General features: G+C 69.7%; 21 protein-coding genes and 1 pseudogene. 7 read left to right on the top strand and 15 right to left on the bottom strand.

Annotation, left to right across the window (positions count from 1 at the left end; genetic code table 11):
• Nucleotides 1-181: 181 nt before the first annotated feature.
• The 11 genes from bamA to CCR97_RS20535 form a co-directional block, all read right to left on the bottom strand.
• Entirely contained in the window at nucleotides 182-2,716 is a 2,535-nt protein-coding gene (bamA, locus tag CCR97_RS20585; protein ID WP_201159795.1) for an outer membrane protein assembly factor BamA, read from the bottom strand.
• Between the two features lie 167 nt (nucleotides 2,717-2,883).
• Nucleotides 2,884-4,035 (bottom strand): RIP metalloprotease RseP, encoded by a 1,152-nt coding sequence (gene rseP / locus CCR97_RS20580; RefSeq protein ID WP_111355702.1) that lies wholly within the window; start codon nucleotides 4,033-4,035, stop codon nucleotides 2,884-2,886.
• A gap of 57 nt (nucleotides 4,036-4,092) precedes the next feature.
• Nucleotides 4,093-5,313 carry a 1-deoxy-D-xylulose-5-phosphate reductoisomerase gene (gene dxr / locus CCR97_RS20575; protein ID WP_111355703.1) on the bottom strand — a complete coding sequence of 407 codons (1,221 nt, stop codon included), beginning with the start codon at nucleotides 5,311-5,313 and terminating at the stop codon, nucleotides 4,093-4,095.
• Between the two features lie 79 nt (nucleotides 5,314-5,392).
• Complete coding sequence (locus tag CCR97_RS20570; RefSeq protein ID WP_245428725.1) at nucleotides 5,393-6,247, bottom strand: phosphatidate cytidylyltransferase; 855 nt, start codon at nucleotides 6,245-6,247, stop codon at nucleotides 5,393-5,395.
• A 2-nt stretch (nucleotides 6,248-6,249) separates the two neighbouring features.
• On the bottom strand, nucleotides 6,250-7,023 hold the full coding sequence (locus tag CCR97_RS20565; RefSeq protein WP_111355704.1) for an isoprenyl transferase: 774 nt from the start codon (nucleotides 7,021-7,023) through the stop codon (nucleotides 6,250-6,252).
• A gap of 56 nt (nucleotides 7,024-7,079) precedes the next feature.
• The gene (frr, locus tag CCR97_RS20560) at nucleotides 7,080-7,640 is read right to left on the bottom strand and encodes a ribosome recycling factor (protein ID WP_111355705.1); all 561 of its coding nucleotides are present in this window, start codon (nucleotides 7,638-7,640) and stop codon (nucleotides 7,080-7,082) included.
• Between the two features lie 155 nt (nucleotides 7,641-7,795).
• Complete coding sequence (gene pyrH, locus CCR97_RS20555; RefSeq protein WP_111355706.1) at nucleotides 7,796-8,512, bottom strand: UMP kinase; 717 nt, start codon at nucleotides 8,510-8,512, stop codon at nucleotides 7,796-7,798.
• 132 nt (nucleotides 8,513-8,644) lie between these two features.
• A complete protein-coding gene (gene tsf / locus CCR97_RS20550; protein WP_111355707.1) occupies nucleotides 8,645-9,568 on the bottom strand; it encodes a translation elongation factor Ts in 924 nt (307 codons plus the stop codon).
• 205 nt (nucleotides 9,569-9,773) lie between these two features.
• Nucleotides 9,774-10,778, bottom strand: a complete 1,005-nt coding sequence (locus CCR97_RS20545; RefSeq protein ID WP_111355708.1) for a 30S ribosomal protein S2 — start codon at nucleotides 10,776-10,778, stop codon at nucleotides 9,774-9,776.
• 215 nt (nucleotides 10,779-10,993) lie between these two features.
• The gene (locus tag CCR97_RS20540) at nucleotides 10,994-11,905 is read right to left on the bottom strand and encodes a manganese catalase family protein (protein WP_111355715.1); all 912 of its coding nucleotides are present in this window, start codon (nucleotides 11,903-11,905) and stop codon (nucleotides 10,994-10,996) included.
• Between the two features lie 66 nt (nucleotides 11,906-11,971).
• A complete protein-coding gene (locus tag CCR97_RS20535; protein WP_111355709.1) occupies nucleotides 11,972-12,451 on the bottom strand; it encodes a hypothetical protein in 480 nt (159 codons plus the stop codon).
• A gap of 239 nt (nucleotides 12,452-12,690) precedes the next feature.
• Between CCR97_RS20535 and CCR97_RS20530 the strand changes: the two genes are divergently transcribed.
• The 7 genes from CCR97_RS20530 to CCR97_RS20500 all read left to right on the top strand — a co-directional run bounded on the left by CCR97_RS20530 (nucleotide 12,691) and on the right by CCR97_RS20500 (nucleotide 18,938).
• The gene (locus CCR97_RS20530) at nucleotides 12,691-13,614 is read left to right on the top strand and encodes a LysR family transcriptional regulator (RefSeq protein ID WP_111355710.1); all 924 of its coding nucleotides are present in this window, start codon (nucleotides 12,691-12,693) and stop codon (nucleotides 13,612-13,614) included.
• Between the two features lie 94 nt (nucleotides 13,615-13,708).
• Entirely contained in the window at nucleotides 13,709-14,689 is a 981-nt protein-coding gene (locus CCR97_RS20525) for an isopenicillin N synthase family dioxygenase (protein WP_111355711.1), read from the top strand.
• Nucleotides 14,686-15,579 (top strand): alpha/beta fold hydrolase, encoded by an 894-nt coding sequence (locus CCR97_RS20520; protein ID WP_201159794.1) that lies wholly within the window; start codon nucleotides 14,686-14,688, stop codon nucleotides 15,577-15,579. Before CCR97_RS20525 ends, CCR97_RS20520 begins: the two co-directional genes overlap by 4 nt.
• Nucleotides 15,576-16,568, top strand: coding sequence for an ABC transporter substrate-binding protein (locus CCR97_RS20515; protein WP_111355713.1), 993 nt, complete (start codon nucleotides 15,576-15,578; stop codon nucleotides 16,566-16,568). Before CCR97_RS20520 ends, CCR97_RS20515 begins: the two co-directional genes overlap by 4 nt.
• Before the next feature lie 198 nt (nucleotides 16,569-16,766).
• Nucleotides 16,767-17,546 carry an ABC transporter ATP-binding protein gene (locus tag CCR97_RS20510; RefSeq protein WP_111359299.1) on the top strand — a complete coding sequence of 260 codons (780 nt, stop codon included), beginning with the start codon at nucleotides 16,767-16,769 and terminating at the stop codon, nucleotides 17,544-17,546.
• A gap of 7 nt (nucleotides 17,547-17,553) precedes the next feature.
• On the top strand, nucleotides 17,554-18,408 hold the full coding sequence (locus tag CCR97_RS20505) for an ABC transporter permease (RefSeq protein ID WP_111359298.1): 855 nt from the start codon (nucleotides 17,554-17,556) through the stop codon (nucleotides 18,406-18,408).
• A 29-nt stretch (nucleotides 18,409-18,437) separates the two neighbouring features.
• Entirely contained in the window at nucleotides 18,438-18,938 is a 501-nt protein-coding gene (locus tag CCR97_RS20500; protein ID WP_111359297.1) for a nucleoside deaminase, read from the top strand.
• A 24-nt stretch (nucleotides 18,939-18,962) separates the two neighbouring features.
• Here CCR97_RS20500 and CCR97_RS20495 read toward each other — a convergent pair whose 3' ends face one another.
• The 4 genes and pseudogenes from CCR97_RS20495 to CCR97_RS20480 all read right to left on the bottom strand — a co-directional run.
• The gene (locus CCR97_RS20495; protein ID WP_111359301.1) at nucleotides 18,963-19,802 is read right to left on the bottom strand and encodes an MBL fold metallo-hydrolase; all 840 of its coding nucleotides are present in this window, start codon (nucleotides 19,800-19,802) and stop codon (nucleotides 18,963-18,965) included.
• A gap of 126 nt (nucleotides 19,803-19,928) precedes the next feature.
• The gene (locus CCR97_RS20490) at nucleotides 19,929-20,723 is read right to left on the bottom strand and encodes a TatD family hydrolase (protein WP_111359296.1); all 795 of its coding nucleotides are present in this window, start codon (nucleotides 20,721-20,723) and stop codon (nucleotides 19,929-19,931) included.
• Nucleotides 20,724-20,907: 184 nt separating this feature from the next.
• Nucleotides 20,908-22,461: a methionine--tRNA ligase gene (metG, locus tag CCR97_RS20485; RefSeq protein WP_201159793.1), complete on the bottom strand. Its 1,554-nt coding sequence runs from the start codon at nucleotides 22,459-22,461 to the stop codon at nucleotides 20,908-20,910.
• Between the two features lie 181 nt (nucleotides 22,462-22,642).
• Nucleotides 22,643-23,040 (bottom strand): annotated as a pseudogene (locus tag CCR97_RS20480) (DNA polymerase III subunit delta'); the annotation flags it as partial.

Below are 23,040 nucleotides of genomic sequence, written 5' to 3'. Positions count from 1 at the left end.
TCGGCCGGATGAAACATGGCGAGAGGGTTGCCAGTTTCGGCAGGGGCTGACAACGCCCCGATGGCCGTCGCACCCCGGTTTTTGCGGGAGGCCGAAATGCGACGCCCGGGGCACGAGGCCCCGGGCGGGTCTGCTCCGGCCGACCGAGGTCGGCCCGGTCGGCGTTCGGTCGGGCGCGGCGTCAGAACTTGGTGCCGCCGCCGAACCGGAAGATCTGCTTCTTGTCGTAATCCGCGTAGGAGATCGGATAGGCGAGGTCGAAGCGCAGCGGACCGAACGGCGACGCCCAGATCAGGCCGACACCGACCGACGAGCGGATCATGTTGTCGTCGCCGTAGCAGGGCACGTTGGCGTTCGGGTTCGTCGGATTGACGGTCGAGCCCGGGCACAGCATCACGAGGCCGCGCTCCGCCCAGGTGGTCGGCCCCTTGTAGTCGACGAGCTGACCGGCATCGGCGAACACCGCGAGCTTCATGCCGAAGTCCTTCGGCGCGAAGAACAGGGGCGTCTGGACCTCGAGGTTGACGGCCCAGTACATCGAGCCGCCCAGCGCGTCCTGGTTGGTGCCGGGCGTGATGTCGCGCGGACCCCAGCCGGCCGTCTGGAAGCCACGCACCAGGTTCGGGCCGCCCTGGAAGTGGTCGAGCATGCGCAGGCTCTCGCCGCCCCAGCCGGTCGCGAGGCCGCCCTGCAGCCGGATCGAGCCGACGACGTCGGGCAGGATCTCGTTGTAGAGGCGGGTGTCGATGGTGGTCTTGGAGTAGTTCACGTCGCCGCCGACGCCGGCGAAGTCCTCGGACACGGTGACGAGCAGGCCGTTGGCCGGGTTCTTGTTGTTGTCGAGCGTGTTGTAGCTCAGGGTCGCGCCCAGGGCCGAGACGAAGACCGGGCCGTTGGCGAGCTCGCGCCGCACCGCCAGCGAAGCCTCGCCGTCGGCGTAGCAGTTGAACGTGAACGCCTGGCCGGTCGAGGGATCGATGGCCGACTGGTACTGCGGCGTCGGATAGTAGCCCAGCGCGCTGCTCGGGAGCCCCGGCGTGACGTAGGGGTTCCAGCAGTTGTTGTAGGCCTGCGACAGCTCGATCTCCTGGCGGTAGCCGGTGTAGCGCGGCTGGATCGACAGGTTGTCGGTGATCGGAATGCCGAGCTTCAGGTTACCGCCGATCGTGCTCGACGTGTACGAGTAGTAGCTCGTCGAAGTGGTCTCCTTGCCGAACACGTCGACACCGAAGGCCAGCCGCTGCCCCATCAGATAGGGCTCGACGAAGGACAGCTCGAAGCCGCGCGAGCGCTGCCCGTAGGTGAGCGAGGCGCGGGCCACGTGGCCGCGGCCGAGCAGGTTGCGCTCGCCGACGCTCACCTCGCCGATGAAGCCGTCCGCCGTCGAGTAGCCGCCGGAGATCGAGAACTCGCCGGTCGCCTGCTCTTCCACGTCGACGTTCACGATCACCCGGTCGGGCGCCGAGCCCGGCTCGTTGGTGATGCGGACGCTCTTGAAGTAGTTGAGGTTCTTGATGCGCCGCTCGGCCCGATCGATGAGCGCGCGGTTGTAGGCGTCGCCCTCGACGATGTCGAACTCGCGCCGGATCACGTAGTCGCGGGTGCGGGTGTTGCCGCGAACGTTGATCCGCTCGATATAGGCCCGCTGCCCCTCTTCCATCACGTAGACGACGTTGACGAGGCGGGCGTTGAAGTCGCGGTCGCCGCGCGGCCGGATGTTGGCGAACGGATAGCCGAGCTTGGCGACCTCGATGGTGAGATCCTCGACGGTCTTCTCGACCGCGTCGGCGTTGTAGACGCCGCCCGACTTGGTCCGCAGCCGTGCGCGGAGCTGATTGACGTTGATGTTGCGGACCGACGACTGGATCTCGACCGAGCCGAACTTGTAGCGGTCGCCCTCGTCGATCGTGAAGGTGATGGTGAAGCCCTTGCGGGACGGATCGTACTCGGAGATCGCCGAGACCACGCGCACGTCGGCGAAGCCGTTGCGCAGGTAGAAGCGGCGGATCAGGTCACGGTCGACCTCGACCCGGTCCGGATCGAAGATGTCGTTGCTCTTCAGCCACGACAGCCAGTTGGTCTCGCCGGTCTTGACGACGTCCTTGAGGCGCCAGTCGGAGAACGACTTGTTGCCGACGAAGGCGATCTTGGCGACGCCGGTCTTGCCGCCCTCGTCGACCTCGAAGACCAGGTCGACGCGGCCGTTGGGCAGCTCGATGACCTTCGGCTCGACCCGGACGTCGTAACGGCCGGCGCGCTGATAGATGTCGACGATACGCTGGGTATCGGCCTGGACGATGGCGCGCGAGAAGGTGCCGCGCGGCTTCGACTGCACCTCGGTCGAGAGCTGCTCGTCCTTGATCTTGCGGTTGCCCTCGAAGGCCACGCGGTTGAGAACCTGGTTCTCCACCACGGTGACCACGATGCGTCCGCCCGACGGGGTGATCCGCACATCCTGGAACAGGCCCGTCGCATAGAGCGACTTGAGGGCCTCGTCGATCTTCGCGGCGTCGAGACGCTCGCCCGGTCCGGTCTTGAAGTAGGACCGGATCGTATCGGCCTCGACGCGCCGATTGCCCTCGACGACGATCTGCGACGCCGACTGCGCTTGGACCGGCGTGACCGACACGGTCGCGACGACCCCCGCCGTGAACGTCTGAGCGACCATCAAGGCGATCGCGAAAAACGTCCGATTTGCCTTCAACCCCAGTGCCATACGCTATGGGCCCCCAAAAGAATCCCCACCACCGCCCGTCGCGAACGATTCCGCCTCCGCTTGTATCGGCTTTAGCCACCGCTGGGAACAGAGAGTCCCCCCAGACCCTCCATTTGGGCGCCCCCAGTGGCCGTCACGTCACACATTATGGCAGACTTGTGCGCACATTATGACGAGGCCAAGTGCAAGATATCGTTAAAGGTTGCGAAGATCATGAGCATGATCACGAGAGCGAAGCCGATGCGGAAGCCGACCTCCTGGGCACGCTCCGACAAGGGCCGGCCGCGCACCGCCTCGATCGCGTAGAACATGAGGTGCCCGCCGTCGAGCAGCGGCACCGGGAACAGGTTCAGGAGACCGATCGACACCGACAGCACCGCCGCCAGATGCATCAGGGCGACGAAGCCGACCGTCGCCACCTGGCCCGAGACCTGGGCGATGCGAATCGGGCCGCCGAGCTGGTCGGCGCTCTCTCGGCCGACGACGATGCCGCCGATGTAGCCGAGCGTCCGCTCGACGATGAACCATGTCTCCTCGACGCCCATCCATGCCGCCCGGAGCGGGCCGGCGGTCTCCAGCTTGACGTCCTCGGGGGCCATCGAGCGGGTGATTCCGAGCACGCCCTGGCGATGGGTGTTGCCGAAATTGTCCTTGATTTCCCGCAGCATCGGCACGACCGAGAGGGTCACGGGCGCGCCGCCCCGGTCGACCTCGACGCGCAGCGTCTGGCCGGCCGAGCCGCTGACGATGCGCTGCATGTCGGAGAAGCTCTCGATCCGCCGGCCGTCGATCGCCCGGACCACGTCGCCGACCGCGAAGCCGGCCGCCTCGGCGGCACTCCCGGTCTGGATCGTATCCACGCGCGGGCTCGTGACCTGCCTGCCGTAGAACATGAAGATGCCGGCAAAAATCGCGATGGCGAGAAGGAAATTCGCCAGCGGACCGGCGACCACGACGGCCGCCCGCGCGCCCACCGACTGGCCCGGGAAGGTCTGCCGCTTCTCGGCCTCGGAGAGGCCGGACAGCGCGTCCTGGTCGGGCACGCTCGCCGCGTTCTCGTCACCGAAGAACTTGACGTAGCCGCCGAGCGGGATCGCCGAGAGCTTCCAGCGGGTGCCGCTACGGTCGTCGAAGCCGACGATCTCGGGACCGAACCCGATCGAGAAGGTCAGCACCTTGATGCCGTTCCACTTCGCGATCAGGTAGTGCCCGAGCTCGTGGAAGAACACCACGATGGTGAGCACGAACAGGAACGGGATCAGGTAGCCCAGGAAGCCGAGGCCGAGATCGTTGATCGACGCGAGCAGATTGGATCCCATCACGACCTCGTCGAGGGTTGCGGGACGGATACGACCGTCCACCATTTGTTAATCTTGCTAGAATGCCTTTGCGGCGATTTCCGGCAAGAGGTCGCGGGCGAGCGATCTGGCCGTATGGTCAACGGCCACCGCCTCGTCGGGATCCGCCGGCTCGCGCAGCACGCCGCGGGCGGCGCTGGCGTCGAGCGTCGCCTCGACCAGGGCGGCGATATGCGGGAAGCCGATCTTGCGATCGAGGAACGCCGCGACCGCGATCTCGTTGGCGGCGTTCAGCACGGTCGGCGCGCCCTGCCCGGTCGTCAGCGCCGCCTTGGCGAGCCGCAGCGCCGGGAACCGCACCTCGTCGGGCGCCTCGAAGGTCAGGCTGGCGAGCTTGTCGAAGGACAGGCGGGTCGCCCCCGCCATCCGGGCCGGCCAGGCGAGGCAGTGGGCGATCGGCACCCGCATGTCGGGCGGACCGATCTGGGCCACCATCGAGCCGTCGACGAACTCGACGCCACCGTGGACGATCGACTGCGGGTGGACCAGCACGTCGATCTCGTCGGCGCCGGCGGCGAACAGATGGTGCGCCTCGATGATCTCGAGGCCCTTGTTCATCATCGAGGCCGAGTCGATGGTGATCTTCGGCCCCATCGACCAGTTCGGATGCTTGAGGGCCTCCTCGACGGTCGCCTGGCGGATGCGCTCGATCGGCCAGGTGCGGAACGGGCCGCCCGAGGCCGTGATGATGATGCGGGCGACCTCGGCCCGGCGGCCGGAGGCGAGCGACTGGAAGACGGCGTTGTGCTCGGAATCGACCGGCAGCACGGTGGCGCCCGCCGCCGCGGCGCGCCGCATGAACAGGGTGCCGGCGCAGACCAGGCACTCCTTGTTGGCGAGCGCCACGATGGCGCCGCGGTCGGCCGCCGCGAGCGTCGGCTTCAGGCTGGCGGCGCCCGTGATGGCGGCCATCACCCAGTCGGCGGGGCGGCGCGCCGCCTCGACCAGCGCCTCGGGCCCCGCCCCCGCCTCGATGCCCGAGCCCGACAGGGCCGTCTTCAGCTCGTCGTAGAGGGCCGGATCGGCGACGGCGGCGAACCTCGCCCCGAGCTCGCGGGCGAGCGCGGCGAGCGCCGCGGCGTTCTTCGCGGCCGTCACGGCCTCGACCCGGTAGCGGTCGCGGGCGCGGCGGATCAGGTCGACGGTCGACGATCCGATCGAGCCGGTCGCCCCGAGCAGCGTCACGCTGCGCTCCACGGGGGCGACGGCCGGCGTCATGTCATAGGGAACGGGGCTCATGTCGATACACCAGAACAATCACCAGACGAGCAATCACCAGGCCGGGGGTCACCGGACCCAGCCGTGACCGGACCGGCCATCACCAGACCAGAAGTCCGTGCGCCGCGCCGTCGAGGCCGCCGCGCATCGCCCCGAGCAGGGCGGCCGCCCCGGCGGCGGCCAGGAAGCCGTCGAGCCGGTCCATCAGGCCGCCGTGTCCCGGAATGATCCGGCTGGAATCCTTGACCCCGAAGCGCCGCTTGACGGCCGACTCGAAGAGATCGCCGGCCTGCGAGACGGCGGACAGTACCAAGGCGAGGGCCGCCACGGCGAGGAGATTCGGAACCTCGGCGAGGGCCGCGACGAGAAGTCCGGCGACCACGCCGCCGACCGCCCCGGTGATGCCGCCCGACCAGGTCTTGCCCGGGCTGATCGACGGGGCGAGCTTCGGCCCGCCGAAGGTTCGGCCGCCGAAATAGGCGAGCACGTCGGTCGCCCATACCACCGCGAACAGGAAGAAGATCGCCGTCACGCCCCACACGGCATCGGCTCGCAGCACCACCGGGCCGGCCAGCACCAGGCCCGCATAGGCGAGCCCGCCGACGCACCAGGCGCGGCGGGCGGGGAACCATGCCGCCATGGCGGCGAGGCCGCCGGCGAGGACCAGCACGGCGAGACCCGGATGCCCCATGCCGGCGACCAGCCCGGCGAAGGCGAGCGTCCCGGCCCCGACCGCCTGCGGGTTCCGCGGCAGGCCGAGGATCTCGGACGCCCACTCCCAATGCACGCCGATCGCCGCCACGGTCCAGAACAGGACGAACGGCCAGCCGCCGACCAGCACGGCGCCGATGGCGAGCGGCGCCAGCACCACGGCGGAGACGACGCGGATCAGCGTGTCGCTGCGTTTCTTCGAGGATGGATCGGGGATGGCCGTCGGGGTCGCGTCATCGGGCACGGTCAAGGTCCGGCGCCCGCCGCCGCCAGGCCACCGAACCGACGTTCGCGCCGCCGGTACTCGGCGATCGCGCCCTCGAGGGCGGCCTGGTCGAACTCGGGCCAATAGAGGGGCACGAACACCAGCTCGCTGTAGGCGGCCTGCCACAACAGGAAGTTGGACAGGCGCTGCTCGCCGCTGGTGCGGATGATGAGGTCGGGATCGGGGATGTCGGGGGCGTCGAGACGCGACGAGATCAGCTCGGCCGTGATCGCCTCGGGGGCGAGGCGGCCGGCCGCGACCTCGGCGGCGAGGCGCTGCGCCGCGCGGGCGATCTCCTGGCGCGAGCCGTAGTTGAAGGCGACGACGAGGACGAGCCCGGTGTTGGCGCGGGTCAGGTCCTCGGCCTCGCGCAGCAGGCCGGCGATGTCGGGCGAGAGCGTCGTGCGCTCGCCGATCACCCGCACCTTGACGTTGCTCTTGTGCAGATCGACGAGGTCGTTGCGGATGAAGCGCCGCAGCAGCCCCATCAGGTCGCTGATCTCGGACGGTGGTCGCGACCAGTTCTCCGACGAGAACGAGAAGATGGTGAGGATGCCGATGCCGAGCGCGCCGGCGGCCCGCACGGTGCGCCGCAACGCCTCGACGCCGCGGCGATGGCCTTCGCGACGCGGCAGGCCGCGCTGCGCCGCCCAGCGGCCATTGCCGTCCATGATCACGGCGACGTGGCGCGGCGCGGCGCAGCCCGGTCCGGGCCCGCCGAGTGCCGCCTCCGACGTCGTCACGGCCGTGGACATGGCTCGGCTCCGGGCGCCCCGATCACAACGTCATCCACCCCTCGCCCCGCACCGGGCTAGACCGTCATGACCTCTTTTTCCTTGGTGGCGAGCGTGTGATCGATGTCGGCGATCGCCTGGTCGGTGGCCTTCTGGACCTCCTCCGACATGCGCTCGTGATCGTCGCGACCAATCTTGCCGTCCTTGTCGAGCTTCTTGAGGAGCTCCATGCCGTCGCGCCGGACGTGACGGACCGCGACGCGGGCCGTCTCCGCGTACTTGTGGGCGACCTTGACCAGCTCCTTGCGGCGCTCCTCGTTGAGCTCCGGCACGCGCAGGCGGATCACCTGCCCCTCGGTGTTCGGCGTCAGACCGATATTGGCGGCGACGATCGCCTTCTCGACCGCGTGGACGGCCGACTTGTCCCACACCTGCACGCTGATCAGCCGCGGCTCCGGCACGCTGATCGAGGCGAGCTGGTTGAGCGGCATGTGGCTGCCGTAGACCTCGGCCTGGACGTGGTCGAGGAGCGCCGTCGAGGCGCGGCCGGTGCGCAGGCCGCCGAGCTCCTGCTTGAGCACCCCGATGGCGCCCTGCATGCGACGCTTCAGCTCGTTGATGTCGTAGGTCTCGCTCATCGACACTTCTCCAGAAGCGATGCCGCCGGACCCGAGCGGGACTCGGATTCTTCAGGCGCGCCGCTCGCTATGAACGCTATGGACGCTGCAAACGCGGATGGCATCGCGGTCTCGCGGGTGGCCCCGCCGTCGCCGGGGTCGCGTGCGCCCGCACGTCAGCCGCCGACGATGGTGGCGCGACCGGCTCCCCGCAAGACCGACTCGACGGCCCCCGGCTCGCGGATCGAGAACACGATGATAGGGATGCGATGGTCCCGGGCAAGGGAAAACGCGGTCAGATCCATGACCCCGAGGCGCTTCTCGATCGCCTCGTCGAGGCCGAGACGGTCATAGCGCACCGCGGTCGGATCACGCTTGGGATCGGCGCTGTAGACGCCGTCCACATTGGTCGCCTTGAGCACCGCCTCGGCGCCCATCTCGGCGGCGCGCAGCACCGCCGTAGTGTCGGTCGTGAAGAACGGGTTGCCGGTGCCGGCGGCGAACAGCACGATGCGGCCGTCGTCGAGATGGCGGCGCGCGGCGCGGCGTTCGTAAGTCTCGCAGACCTGCGGCATGGCGATCGCCGAGACGGTGCGGGCGCGCCCGCCGAGGCGTTCGATCGCCGACTCGAGCGCCAGCGCGTTCATCACGGTCGCCAGCATACCCATCACGTCGGCGATGGTGCGGTCGGCACCGTGGGACGCCGCGGTGGCGCCGCGCAGAAGATTGCCGCCGCCGACGACGACGCCGAGCGTGACGCCGAGCGCCTGGGCGGCGATCAGGTCGGCGGCGAAGCGATCGACCGTGTCGAGATCGATGCCGTGCTGCTCGGTGCCGGCGAGCGCCTCGCCCGAGAGCTTGACGATGACCCGACGATAAGGCGCCGTCGACATGTGACCTCTCCCGCGCAGCCGCTCGACCTCGCGTGACGATCTCGTGCGACGAGGACTCGTCCGGTGGTCTCGAGCGGCGACCTCATGTGGCGACGCGGCCCGTGGGCCGCGCCGCGATCACGATCGAGGAGATCAGCCCTGCCCGGCCGCGGCCGCGACCTCGGCGGCGAAGTCCGACTCCTTGCGCTCGATGCCCTCGCCGAGGGCGTAGCGCACGAAGCCCGTCACCTTGATGGCGCCGCCGACCTTGCCCTCGGACTCCTTGAGAGCCTGGGCGACGGTCTTGCCGGTGTCGTGGATGTAGGGCTGATCGAGCAGGCAGACCTCCTTGTAGAAGGTCTTGATGCCGGACTCGGCGATCTTCTCGATCACCTTGTCGGGCTTGCCCTGCTGACGCGCCTTGTCGGCCAGCACTTCCTTCTCGCGCGCCACCACGGCCGGATCGACGCCGGATTCGTCGACCGCGAGCGGGTTCGACGCGGCGATATGCATGGCGACGAGGCGGCCGAGCGCGACCAGCTCGTCGGTCTTGCCGGGCGACTCCAGCGCGACGATCACGCCGATCTTGCCGAGGCCCTCGCCGACCGACGAGTGCACGTACTGGCCGATGGCGCCCTGCGACACCTCGAGGCCCGCGGCGCGGCGCAGCGTCATGTTCTCGCCGATCGTCGCGATGGCCGAGGACAGCGCCTCGGCGATCGTCGTGTCGCCGACCTTGGCGGCGGCGATTTTCTCGATGTCGGTGCCGACGTCGAGCGCCACCTGGGCGACCATGCGGACGAGACCCTGGAACAGGTCGTTGCGGGCGACGAAGTCGGTCTCCGAGTTGACCTCGACGACGACGCCCTTCTTGTCCTTCACGGCGACGCCGATCAGGCCCTCGGCGGCGATGCGGCCGGCCTTCTTGGCGGCCTTGGCGAGGCCCTTCTTGCGCAGCCAGTCGACCGCCGCCTCGAGGTCGCCGTTGGTCTCGCCGAGGGCGGCCTTGCAGTCCATCATGCCCGCGCCGGTCTTGTCGCGGAGCTCTTTCACCAAGGAAGCGCTGATGTTCGCCATTTCGAATTGTCCTCTGGACGGGACGCTCGCGGGTCCGGTCGGAGGACCGGATCGTCCGGTCGGCGACCGGACCCGTCCGGCCGCGCCGGCCCCGGGCATCCACGACTAACTTGACGTCACCGTGACGGCGCCGCCGGCCGGCGGACCGGCGGCGGCGCATACGGGTCGAAGGCGGCGCGGACCCCTGCCCGGCGCCGCCTTGTCGTCACTCGGCCTCGGCGCTGAGCTCCTTCGCCTTGGCGATCCACTTCTCGACCCGGCCCGGCAGGCCGACGGCGTCGCCGACATGGCTCGCCGCATCGGGGCCGAAGGCGGCGATCTGCCAGTAGTGGAAGATGCCGAGGTCGTTGAGCTTGCGCTCGATCGCCGGCGACACGCCGGTGAGCTTCTTGAGGTCGTCGGCGACGCCGCGCGGCCCCGACAGCTGCTCGTAGCCGACGCCGCCCGTGGCGGTCTCGGCCGGCAGGTCCTCCACGATCGGGGCCTCGGCCTCGCCGATGTCGATGCCGGCCTCGCCGTGGGCGCGCGAGATGCCGTCGATGGCGGCGCGCGAGACGAGGTCACAATACAGGCTGATCGCCCGACCGGCGTCGTCGTTGCCCGGGACGATGTAGGTGATGCCGTCCGGGTTGCAGTTGGTGTCGACGATCGCGGCGACCGGGATGCCGAGGCGCTTGGCCTCCTTGATCGCGATGTCCTCCTTGTTCGTGTCGATCACGAACAGGAGGTCGGGCAGGCCGCCCATGTCCTTGATGCCGCCGAGCGCCCGGTCGAGCTTGTCGCGCTCGCGGGTGAGCGTCAGCCGCTCCTTCTTGGTGTAGGCCTGGGCCTCGCCGGAGGCGAGCATCTCGTCGAGCTTGCGCAGCCGCTTGATCGACTCCGAGATGGTCTTCCAGTTGGTCAGCGTGCCGCCGAGCCAGCGCGAGTTGACGTAGTACTGGGCGCAGCGCTTGGCGCTGTCGGCGACGATGTCCTGGGCCTGGCGCTTGGTGCCGACGAACAGGATGCGGCCGCCGCGGGCGACCGTGTCCGAGATCGTCTTCAGCGCCTGGTGCAGCAGCGGCACCGTCTGGGCGAGATCGATGATGTGGATGTTGTTGCGGGCGCCGAAGATGTAATCCTTCATCTTCGGGTTCCAACGATGGGCCTGGTGGCCGAAATGCACGCCAGCTTCGAGGAGCTGGCGCATGCTGTAATCAGGCAGCGCCATTGTTTCTTCTCCGGTTTTTCCTCCGCGGATCATGTAGCCCGGACGATTTTCGCGTGAACGCGAAAGGGTCGCCCGACGCCACCGGACGGCACGAAGCCTACGGAATCCGCGTGTGAGATGGCGCGCTTATAGGGGCGCGGCGCCCCGAATGCAACGGGGCGGCCGGGACTTCCGTCCCGACCGCCCCGCGGATACCGGCAGGCGCGCGTCCGCCGTTACCGGGACTTCTTCCAGAGCTTGGTGGCGATCTCGTACATCTCCTCGGGCGCGTAGTCGGGTGCGAAGGCCGAGGGCGTGCCCTCCAGCTCCGGGATCTTGCCGCCCTCGGGCGGCCCGTCGACCACCTCCAGCGTGCCCTTCGGATCGGTGGGCAACGCCTGCTCGCCGCCGCCCCAGATGCCGGCCATCTCCTTGTAGTCGTCCGGGCTGAAGCGGTAGAGCCGGCGGTGCGACCCCTCCTCCAGGTACTTGGCGGATTCGGGAATCCGGTCGGTCGGGATGTTCGGTGTCGGCAGCATCTTCTCGATCTCGACGCCGGTGAGCTTCTTGATCGCCAGCGCATAGGCGTGCGCGTGGACGCCGCCGCGCACCAGCAGGTAGCCGCAGACCTCGCGGCCGGTCGGGTCGGTCAGCGTCTCGTAGACGCGCAGCTTGTGCAGCCGCGCCCCGCATTCGAGATGGAAGTTGTGCAGCAGGTCGAAGATCACGTTCCCCGTGGTGGTGACGAAGTCCATGTTCCACGAGGCGCCGTTGGAGTTCATCGGCATGGCGCCACCGCCGTTCGACAGGAACGACGCGGCGAGCCGGATGTCCTTCATGTCCTCGAACGGCGCCGCGCCGATGTCGTAGTCCTCCGGGTCGCCGGGGCCGTTGTTGAGCATCGCGACGCCGGTGGAGACGAGCTCGACATGGCCGAGCTCCTCGGCCGTGATGTTGGCGACCAGGCTGTAGAACGGCTTCAGCTTGGACTTGCTGCGGAAGTTGAAGCTCTGGAACAGATAGTTGCCGAGCGTGGACATCTCGCCGTACTTGCCGCCGAGCAGCTCCTGCAACGCGGCGGCCGCGTTGGGATCCGCCTCCTTCGGCATCGGCAGCTCGGTCTGCAGGCGATCTATGCGCAGGAACATCACGGTCTCCGATTGGCCCCCGTCGGCCAACCGTGCCCGTCCGGCGTTGTTCCTCGTGATGCGGGATCAGGCGGCGAGACGGCCGGGTCCCGAGGCCGGCTCCGGCGCCATGAGGATGTCCTCGAGCGGGTCGTCGAGCGGCACCGCGGCGGCGAGCGTCGCGGCGCGGGCGGCACGGCGCACCGCGCGGGCCTCGGCGAGCGCCATCCGCATGGCGAGGCGGCTGCGCTCGATCAGGTCGTCGCGCCGGCTGGCGCGCTCGCGCAGCGCGATGATGTCGTCGACCGGAATGCCGGTCGCGACCAGGGCGCGATCGAAGGACGGCTGGTCGTCGTGCACCAGCACCAGGATCAGCGCGAGGTCGCGGATCGTGCGGCGCGGCAGCGAGCGGTAGCTGCGGGTGCGGTGACGGTCGAGCACCGACTGGGCGAGGCCGGCGAAGGCCGCCTGCGCCACCGTGTGCTCCGGGGTTCTGAGCCCGGGCGCGGCGGCGTGGAACGCATCGATCACGGCGACTGACTTCGCGGTCGTTCGCTGGAAGAACATGCGGTCCTCGTCGGTGGCGCGGCGGGACCATGATTTCGCCGAAGCGGTTAACGGGCGGTTAGGCGACACCGATAATGTCGACGATGCCGCGACATGCTTACCGCTTCGATACTGTGGCACGACGGCTCGTCCGGCCGTTGCACCGTGGGGCGCCGCGGCGCCCGGGCGGCGCGGAATCGTTCGAAACTGGCGTTCTCGCGCGGTAAGATCCGGGCTGTTCCGTGTCGCGAGAGGACCGCGTGCGCATCCATTCGGCCGCCATCGTGTATTTCGACGCCGTCCGGCGGGCCGGCTCGATCCGCGAGGCGGCGCGCCGCCTGAACGTCGCCTCCTCGGCCGTCAATCGGCAGATCCTCAAGCTCGAGGCGGAGATCGGCGCACCGCTGTTCGAGCGGCTGCCGGCCGGCCTGAAGCTCACCGCGGCCGGCGAGGCGATCGCCCGCCACGCCCTCGTGGTGCTGCAGGATCTGGAGCGCGCCCGCTCCGACATCGAGGGGCTGCGCGGCGCCCGCGCCGGCCACATCAAGATCAGCACCGTGGAGGGCGTCTGCGGCGCGCTGCTGCCGGAGGTGATCGGCACGCTGAGGGCGCGCGCGCCGCGCGTCACCGTCGCGGTGTCGACCATGGGCTCGTTCGCGATTCCCGACGCGATCGCGGCCGGCGACGCCGACGTCGGGGTCGCCTTCGCGCTGCGCCGGTCGCCGGAGTTGCGCCAGGTGGCGGTGAGCCGGTTCAAGCTCGGCGCCATCATGCCGCCGGACCATCCGCTGGCGGGGCGCAAGACCGTCAGCCTCGCCGCCTGCCTCGACCACCCGATCATCCTGGCGACGCCGGACCTCTCGATCAACCAGCTGCTCGGGCCGGCCCTCGCCCGCCTGCCCCGCTCGTTCGAGCCGTCCGTCACCGCGTCGTCGATCGAGCTGATGCGCGAGCTCGCCGAGCGCGGCGCCGGCATCGCGTTCCAGACCCGGGTCGGCCTGGAGCGCCAGCTCGACGAGGGCCGGCTCGTCCATGTGCCGCTCGACAGCGGCGGGCCGGTGTGGAGCGACCTCGGCGTCTATGTCCGGGCCGGCCGGTCGCTGCCGGCCGTGCTCGACGTGTTCCTGCAGATCCTCGCCGGAGCGCTCGCCGACCGCGAGCAGGTCGAGAACGCGCGAGCCTGATGCCGTTTCGGCATCGGCCCGAGCCATATTCTCTTCTTTCGCGAACACAGCACCGCCGCCTAGGGTTTTCTCCGTAGTCACGGAGGACCTGACCATGGCGGCTACCCTCGACGCCGTGCGCATCGCCGAAGCGCAACTGCCCATCATCGACGTCTCCGGTCTCAGCGCATCGCGGCCGGAAACCCGCGCCGCCGTCGGCGCGGCGCTGCGGGGCGCCTGCCTCGACAAGGGATTCTTCTACGTGACCGGGCACGGCGTTCCGCAGGGCCTGATCGCGGCCGTGCTGGCCGAGTCGAAGGCGTTCTTCGACCAGCCGATGGCGCGCAAGCAGGCGATCGACAAGGCGCTCTCCTTCTGCAACCGCGGCTACGAGCCGCTGAAGGGGCAGACGCTCGAGCCCGGCGCCCCGCCCGACCTGAAGGAGGGCTTCTACATCGGCCCAGACCTGCCGCTCGACGATCCGCGCGTCGTGGCGCGGCGGTTCAACCGCGGCCCCAACCTGTGGCCAACCGACCTGCCCGGCTTCCGCCCGACCATGCAGGCCTATTTCGCCGCCATGCTGGATCTCGGAGCGCGGCTGATGCGCGGCATCGCGCTGTCGCTCGATCTGCCCGAGGACCACTTCTCGGTGTTCGACCGCGACCCGCTGGCGACGCTGCGCCTGCTGCACTACCCGCCCCAGCCCGCCAATGCGGCACCCGGCGAGAAGGGCTGCGGCGCCCACACGGACTTCGGCAGCCTGACGCTCCTGCTGCAGGACGACATCGGCGGCCTGCAGGTGTGGGACGAGGCGGGCGGCACCTGGATCCACGCCCCGCCGGTCCCGGGCGCCTACGTCGTCAATCTCGGCGACCTGATCGCCCGCTGGACCAATGCCCGCTACCGCTCGACCCTGCACCGGGTCGTCAACGTACCGGGCCGCGAGCGCTACTCGGTGCCGTTCTTCTACACCGGCAATCCCGACCAGCCGATCGACTGCATCCCGACCTGCCTGGCGCCGGGCGACACGCCCAAATACCCGCCGACGACCGTCGAGGCGCATCTGAAGGACATGTACGCCCGGACCTACGCTTGAGCGCGGTTCTGCGCGCGGGCACGGCAATGCGGTTCGATCCGGTGCTGCTGATCCACGGCGCCTGGCAGGGCGCCTGGGCGTGGGACGCCTTCGTGCCCGCGCTCGCCGCCGCCGGGCTCGCGGCCGAGGCGCTCGACCTGCCCGGCAACGGGACGACGCCGGCGACCGAGCCGGTGTCGCTCGATCTCCATGTCCGGCACGTGCGCGCCGCGATGGCGCGCATCGGGCGACCGGTGTCGCTCGTCGCCCATTCGGGCGGCGGCCTCGTCGCCTCGCAGGTGGCGGAGGCCGATCCCGACGGCGTCGCCCGCATCGTCTACGTGACCGGGATGATGCTGCCGGACGGCATGGCGTTCGCCGATCTGGTGCGCGGCACGATCGGCGAGCATCCGGAGGCGGCCGGCATCGGCCCGCATCTCGTCTGGTCCGACGACCGCAGCAGCAGCACCGTGCCGGAGGCCGCGGCACTCGCCTTCTTCTATCACGACTGTCCCGCAGAGACGGCCCGCAGCGCCGCGCGAAGACTCACGCCGCAGCCCGAGGGCGGCCGCGCCGTGCGGCCGCGGCTCACCGCCGCGCGCTTCGGTCGCGTGCCGCGGCTCTATGTGGAGGCCACGGCCGATCGTTCCGTGGTCCCGATCTTGCAGCGACGCATGCAGGCGCTGGTGCCGGGCGCCGCCGTCGTGTCGCTGCCGACCGGTCACGCCCCGCAGCTCGTCGCGCCGCGGCTTCTGGCCGAGGCGATCACACCGTTCCTCACGACGACGACGGCGAGACGCCGCGTCGAGCACGCCACCACTGAATACGTCACCGCCGACCATTCCATCGCCGACGATCTCACCGCCGACGATTTCGCCACCAGAATTCAACAACGAGAGAGGACTCGATGACAGGCAGAGCGACCCGGATCACCGTGCTGGCGCTGTCGCTGGCCGTGCTGCTCGGCACCCCCGGCCGAGCCGCCGAAAAGGTCACCTTCATGATCGACTGGCTGCCGGCCGGCGACAAGGCGGCGCCCTATCTCGGGGTGAAGAAGGGCCTGTTCGCCGCCGAAGGGCTCGACGTCGTGATCCAGAGCGGCCGCGGCTCGAGCGACGTCGTCACCAAGCTCGGCACCGGCGCGGCCGACATCGGCACCGGCGGGCTCGCGGCGCTCTTGCAGGCCAAGGCCGAGACGAGCGTGCCCGTGAAGGCCGTGTACTCGATCTACACCAAGCAGGCCGACGCGATCTTCACCACCGAAGGCTCGGGCATCACCAGCTTGAAGGACGTCGCCGGCAAGAAGATCGCGACCGCGACCTTCTCGTCCTCCAACGTGGCGTGGCCGCTGGTGCTGCGCGCCAACGGCATCGACCCGGCGAGCGTGCAGCTCCTGAAGGTCGATCCCGGCGCCCTGGCCCCGATGCTGGCCGCCGGCCAGGTGGTCGCCACCATCAATTGGGTGACGGTCGCGGCCGCCTTCGAAGGTCCGGTCGGCGAGGCGAAGAAGAAGCTCGCGGTGCTGCCGTGGTCGAACTACGGCTACGACGGCTACGGCCTGTCGCTGTTCGTCTCAGAGAAGATGCTGAAGGAACGCCCCGCGGTCGTGAAGAAGTTCGTCAAGGCCTATGCCGAGGCGACCCGGATGGCGATCGCCGATCCCAAGGCCGCGGCCGAGGCGCTGAAGGCGATGGTGCCGGAGATCGACGTCGCCACGGCCGAGAAGCAGTTCGTCTCGTCGATCCCGCTGATGGTCAACGAGGTGTCCAAGCGCGACGGCGACGGGGCGTTCGACGCCGCGCTCCTGAAGACGTCGTGGGAGTGGGTCGCCAAGGCGCAGAACCTGCCGCTCGACAAGCTCGACCCCGAGACCGTCGTCGACCGCGCCGCGGCGAAGTGAGGACTGCAGTAGCTCGCCCACCTCTGCCCTCATGGTGAGGAGCGGCCGCAGGCCGCGTCTCGAACCATGCGGCCCGGGCCCCGGTCCGGGCCGCCCTCGCCCTTCGAGACGGCTGCTTCGCAGCCTCCTCAGGGCGAGGGCGGAGACAAGGCACTTCAATCGCGCGGCCTTCTCACATCGACCTCACAAGGACCGATCATGCAGCCCCCGGTGATCTCCTTCAAACGAACGGGCCAGGTCTTCGAGACCGCGGCCGGCCGCGCCGTGACGGCGCTCGACGGAGTCTCGTTCGACATCGGCCGTCACGAGTTCGTGGCCGTGCTCGGGCCGTCCGGCTGCGGCAAGTCCACGCTGCTGCGGCTGATCGCCGGCCTGATCGCGCCGACCCACGGGTCGGTCGAGATCTACGGCATGCCGGTGACCGAGCCGCGCGACGAGATCGGCATCGTGTTCCAGCGTCCGACCCTGCTGCCGTGGTTCGACGTGCTGGGCAACGTCACGTTCCCGATGCGCCACAAGTACGGGCGGGTCGGCGAGGCGGAACGCACGCGCGCCCGCGAGCTGCTCGCGCTGGTCGATCTCGCAGACTTCGCCGACAAGCGCATCGACGAGCTGTCCGGCGGCATGCAGCAGCGCGTCGCGATCGCGAGAGCGCTGCTGCTCGACCCCGACATCCTGCTGATGGACGAGCCGTTCTCGGCACTCGACGCGCTCACCCGCGACGAGATGAGCTTCGAGCTCCTGCGCATCTGGTCGGAGCGTCCGAAGACCGTGCTGTTCATCACCCACTCGATCCCGGAGGCGGTGCTGCTCGCCGACCGCATCGTGGTGATGACGCCGCGGCCCGGCCGTGTGCGGGAAATCCTCGACGTCCCGCTGCCGCGCCCGCGCTCCCTCGCCACCCTGACGGACCCGACCTTCCATGCGCTCGCCGATCATATCCGCGGCACCCTCTTCACCCGCCCCGCAGCCGCGTGAGGCCGCCATGACGGACACGACCGCAGCCCCCTCCGAGACCGTCGTTCCGGATGCCGACGCTCCCGCGTCGACGCCCGCCGTCGGCGTGGGCACGACGCTTCTCGTCTGGCTCGACCGCTTCGCGCCGGCGATCGCCTTCGCGGCGGCGCTCGCCGCGTGGGAGGGCGCGACGCATCTGTTCGCCATCCCGTCCTTCCTGCTCCCCGCCCCGAGCGCGATCCTGTCGGCCGGGCTGGCGACGCCCGTAGACGTCTGGCTCGGGCACATCTGGGCGACGTTGCGGGTCGCGCTGATGGGTTACGTCCTCGCCATCGTCGTGTCGGTGCCGCTCGCCGTCGCGCTCGCCTCGTCGCGGCTGCTGTCGCGCACCCTCTATCCGATGCTAGTCGTGGTGCAGTCGACCCCGATCGTCGCGGTGGCGCCCATCATCGTCGTGACGCTCGGCGCCTCGGACCTGCCGCGTGTCGCGATCACGTTCCTGATCACGTTCTTCCCGATCGTCGTCTCGACCGTCACGGGCCTCCTGTCGACGCCCGAGGAGCTGATCGAGCTGTCGCGCTCGCTGCGCGCCGGGCGCAACCGCGAGATTCTCCACATCCGCCTGCCCTATGCGGTGCCGCACCTGTTCTCGGCGCTGAAGATCTCGACCACGCTCGCCGTGATCGGCGCCGTCGTCGCCGAGTTCGTCGCCGCCGAGCGCGGGCTCGGCTTCTTCATCCTGTTCTCCACCTCGTTCTTCAAGATCCCGGCGGCGTTCGCGGGGCTGGTCGTGCTGGTCGCGATCAGCCTCGTGCTGTTCCGTCTGGTCGGGCTCGCGCAACGGACCCTGGTGCCGTGGTCGCTGCCGAAATCCGAGCGCTGAAGAGATAGACCGCCGAGACGCGTGAGGCCATGAGCCATCCCCTGCCCGACCTCGACCACGAGAGTTTGCTACGCCGCGCCTTCGAGGTCGCCCGGGGCTCGCGCGAGGGCGGCGACCATCCGTTCGGCGCCATCCTGGTCGGCCCCGACGGCACCGTGCTGATGGAGCAGGGCAACGGCTACACGGCCGAGGGCCGGGACATGACGGCGCACGCCGAGCGCCTGCTGGCGAGCCGCGCTTCGCGCACCCACCCGCAGGCATTCCTCGCAACCTGCACGCTCTACACGTCGGCGGAGCCCTGCGCGATGTGCGCCGGGGCGATCTACTGGGCCGGCATCGGCCGCGTCGTCTATGGCCAGAGCGAGCGCCATCTGAAGGCGCAGACCGGCGACCATCCCGAGAACCCAACCCTCGACCTGCCCTGCCGCACCGTCTTCGGCGCAGGCCAGCGCCCCGTCGCGGTGATCGGCCCGCTGCTGGAAGACGAAGCCGCCGCCCTGCAGCTCGGCTTCTGGACGCCGCGCGGTTGAGTCTCGACAGCAGCGGCACCCACGTCAGAACCGGGCCTGCGCCGTCTCCTCCACCACCGCCTCGCCGTCGGCGAGGCGCACCCGCATGCCGTCATAGGCGGGCTCGACGCCGGCCGGCAGGCGCGCCTTGAGCTCGGCGTAGTCGAGATCGCTGTGCAGGTTGGTGAGGATCGCGCGCTTCGGCTTCAGACGTTCGATCCAGGCGAGGGCCTGGCCGACCGAGAAATGGCTCGGATGCGGGCGGTCGCGCAGCGAGTCGACGATCCACAGATCGAGGCCGTGCAGCAGCGCGGCGCTCTCCTCCGGCATGTCGACGAGGTCGCTCGAATAGGCGACGCCGCCGAACCGGAAGCCGAGCGAGGGAATGTCGCCGTGGTCCTGCACGAACGGCAGGGCCGTCACCGGCCCGCCCGGCCCATGGATGGTGACGGGATGACCGGGCGCGATGCGGTGCTCGTTGCAGATCGGCGGATACTGGCTGCCCGGCGGCGTGACGAAGCAATAGCCGAAGCGCGCGAACATCACCCGCCACGTCGCCTCGTCCAGATAGCAGTCGAGCCGCTGGCGGCGCTTGAGGAAGAGCCCGCGCAGGTCGTCGATGCCGTGGGTGTGGTCGGCGTGCTCGTGGGTGTAGAGGACGGCGTCGAGCCACTCGACCCCGGCGTCGATGAGCTGCTCGCGCAGGTCCGGCGAGGTGTCGACCAGCACCCGCGTGGTCCCCTCGGGGCCGGCGCGGTCGACCAGCAGGGAGCAGCGCCGGCGCCGGTTCTTCGGGTTCGTCGGATCGCACACGCCCCAGCCGAGCGCCGGCCGCGGCACCCCGCCCGACGAGCCGCAGCCGAGGATCGTGACCGTCAGCGTCATGTCGAACTCCGCGTTCGTCGACTCGCCCTGCCCCATACTCCGCTCATTCCCGCGCAAGCGGGAATCCAGTCTTGTCGCGCTGGGTCCCCGCCTTCGCGGGGACGAGCGGAGGCCGTCGTCAAAGTCTCACGTCCCCGCCTCCGTCGGCCGCGGCGTCTTGGCGAACAGCCGGAAGAAGTTCTCCGTGGTCTGCGCCCCGAACGCCTCCGGCGTCACGCCACGGGTCTCGGCCAGCACCTTCGCCGTCTCCACCACATAGGCCGGCTCGTTGCGCTTGCCGCGGAATTTTCCCGGCGCCAGATACGGCGCGTCGGTCTCCACGAGAATGCGGTCGGCCGGAAGGTCGGCGGCGAGCGCGCGCAGCTCCTCCGACTTCTTGAACGTCACGATGCCGGTGAACGACACGTAGTGGCCGAGCTCGACGGCCCGGAAGGCGAGCTTCCGCCCGCCCGTGTAGCAGTGCAGCACCGCCGTGAACGGCCCCCGCCCTGCCTCCTCCTCCAGGATCTTTTGCATGTCGGCGTCCGCCTCGCGGGAGTGGATCACCAGCGGCAACCCCGTTCGCCGCGCCGCCTCGACATGCATGCGAAAGCCCGCCTTCTGGAGGTCGCGCGGGCCGTAGTCGTAGAAGTAGTCGAGCCCGGCCTCGCCGATCGCGACGACCTTGGGATGCGTCGCCCGCTCCAGCAGCTCGTCCAGCGTGACGTCGCGCTCCTCGCCGGCCTGGTGCGGATGGGTGCCGACCGAGCAGACGACGTCGTCGTAGCGCTCGGCGATCTTCAGGAGCGCATCGTGCCGGCGCACCCGCGTGGAGATCGAGACCATGCGGCCGACCCCGGCGGCACGAGCGCGCGCGACGATCCCGTCGAGATCGTCGGCGAAGTCGGGGAAGTCGAGATGGCAGTGACTGTCGACCAGCATTCCGGTCACTCCGCGGTCGGTCCGCGACCGAATGACTCCGACCTCATCCTGAGGAGGCGCCGCAGGCGGCGTCTCGAAGGATGCGGCCCGTGCGTGGCCGGCTCCGAGGCCGCGTCCTTCGAGACGCCCGCTGTCGCGGGCTCCTCGGGACGAGGACGCAGGCTGTGGCTGTCGGTCAACGCTCTCACTCCGTCGCCGGCTCGATCCAGCGCGGGAACACCGGGCTCGGCGGCGGGAGCTGGCTGCCCGGCGCGATCCGCTCGTGGCCGCCGAGCCGCGAGAAGTCGCGGGCGTCGGCCGGCACGGCCAGGATGTCGAGCAGCTTGCCGCACGCCGTCGGCATCACGGGCTGGGCCAGGATGGCGACCTGTCGCAGCACCTCGGCCGTGACGTAGAGCACCGTGCCCTGCCGCACCGGATCGGTCTTCGCCAGCACCCACGGGGCTTCGCCGGCGAAGTAGCGGTTGGCGTCGGCGACGACGGCCCACACGGCGTTGAGCACCTGATGGATCTGCTGGGTCGCCATCTGCTCGCGCGCCTTGCCGACCAGCGCGTCGGTCGCGGCCAGGATCGTCTTGTCGTTTTCGGAGAACGCGCCCGGCGTCGGCATCACGCCCTTGAACGCCTTGCCCAGCATCGACAGCGAGCGCTGCGCCAGATTGCCGAGATCGTTCGCCAGATCGGCGTTGATGCGGTTGACGATCGCCTCGTGCGAGTAGTTGCCGTCCTGACCGAACGGCACCTCGCGCAGGAAGAAGTAGCGGAGCTGGTCGACCCCGTAGGCGTCGGCGAGCGCGATCGGATCGATGACGTTGCCGACCGACTTCGACATCTTCTCGCCGCGGTTGAACAGAAACCCGTGCGAAAAGACCCGGCGGGGCACCGCGACGCCGGCCGACATCAGGAAGGCCGGCCAGTAGACGGCGTGGAAACGCACGATGTCCTTGCCGATCACGTGCAGGTCGGCCGGCCAGTATTTCTGGAACATGGCGCTGTCGGTGTCGGGGAAGCCGACGCCGGTGATGTAGTTCGTGAGCGCGTCGACCCACACATACATGATGTGCTTCTCGTCGCCCGGCACCGGGATGCCCCAGTCGAAGGTGGTGCGCGAGATCGACAGATCCTGAAGACCGCCGCGCACGAAGCTCGCGACCTCGTTGAGGCGCTCCTTCGGCAGCACGAAGTCGGGCACCCGCTCGTAGAGGTCGAGCAGCTTCTGCTGATAGGCGGACAGCCGGAAGAACCAGCTCTCCTCGGCGACCCACTCGACCGGCGTGCCGGTCTTGGTCGACACGCGGGTGCCGTTCTGATCGAGCTGGGTCTCGCTTTCGGCGTAGAACGCCTCGTCGCGCACCGAGTACCAGCCCTCGTACTTCGAGAGATAGACGTCGCCGTTCGCCTTCATCCGCTCCCAGATCGCCTTCGACGAGCGGTGGTGGCGCTCCTCGGTGGTGCGGATGAAGTCGTCGTGCGAGATGTTCAGCTTCTCGTCCATGGCGCGGAACAGCGCGACGTTGCGGTCGGCGAGTTCGCGCGCGCCGAGCCCCGCCTTGGCGGCCGTCTGCACCATCTTCTGGCCGTGCTCGTCGGTGCCGGTGAGGAAGTGCACGTCGTAGCCGTCGAGCCGCATGAAGCGGGCGATCGCGTCGGTGGCGATCACCTCGTAGGCATGGCCGATGTGCGGCGCCCCGTTCGGATAGGCGATGGCGGTCGTGAGGTAGTAGCGCTTGGAGGCCATTGTTCTGCAGCTCGCAATTTCTCGGGCGCGCGACCGCGCCAAGAACTCGATCCGCCCTCATCCTGAGGAGCGGCCGAAGGCCGCGTCTCGAAGGACGAGGGCGGCCACATGGTTCGAGACGCGCTCCTTCGGAGCGCTCCTCACCATGAGGTTCTTGAGCCCTCTCGCCCGGGCCTGGGTATCAACCCCGTGCCGCCTCGGCAAGCCAGCCGAACACCGCGAAGACCAGCGCGCGGCGGTCGAGGTTGAGGGTGAGGACGTCGCGGGCGGCGGCGTCGAGCCGGCTCCACGCCTCGGCGTAGGGGGCGAGGCGGGCCGGCGCCGGCGCGCCGCGGCGCAGCTGCGCCGACAGCCAGTCCCGCACCGTGTCGACGAAGGCCTCCACGGTCTCGCGGTCGGCCCGCTCCAGCGTGTCGCCGAGCGCGTGCAGGCCGCGCGGGTCCGGGCGCGGCAGGTCGGCGAGCAGCGCCGCCACCTTCTCGCGCAACGCCAGGAGCGACCCGCCCGACAGCGCGATGGCGCGGGCGACGCAGCCGTCGGCCGCGGCCGCCGCGTCGGCGAGCCCGGCATCGCCCGGGT

Source organism: Rhodoplanes elegans, from assembly GCF_016653355.1.
GTDB lineage: Bacteria > Pseudomonadota > Alphaproteobacteria > Rhizobiales > Xanthobacteraceae > Rhodoplanes > Rhodoplanes elegans.
This window is presented reverse-complemented; position numbering and strand designations above follow the sequence as displayed.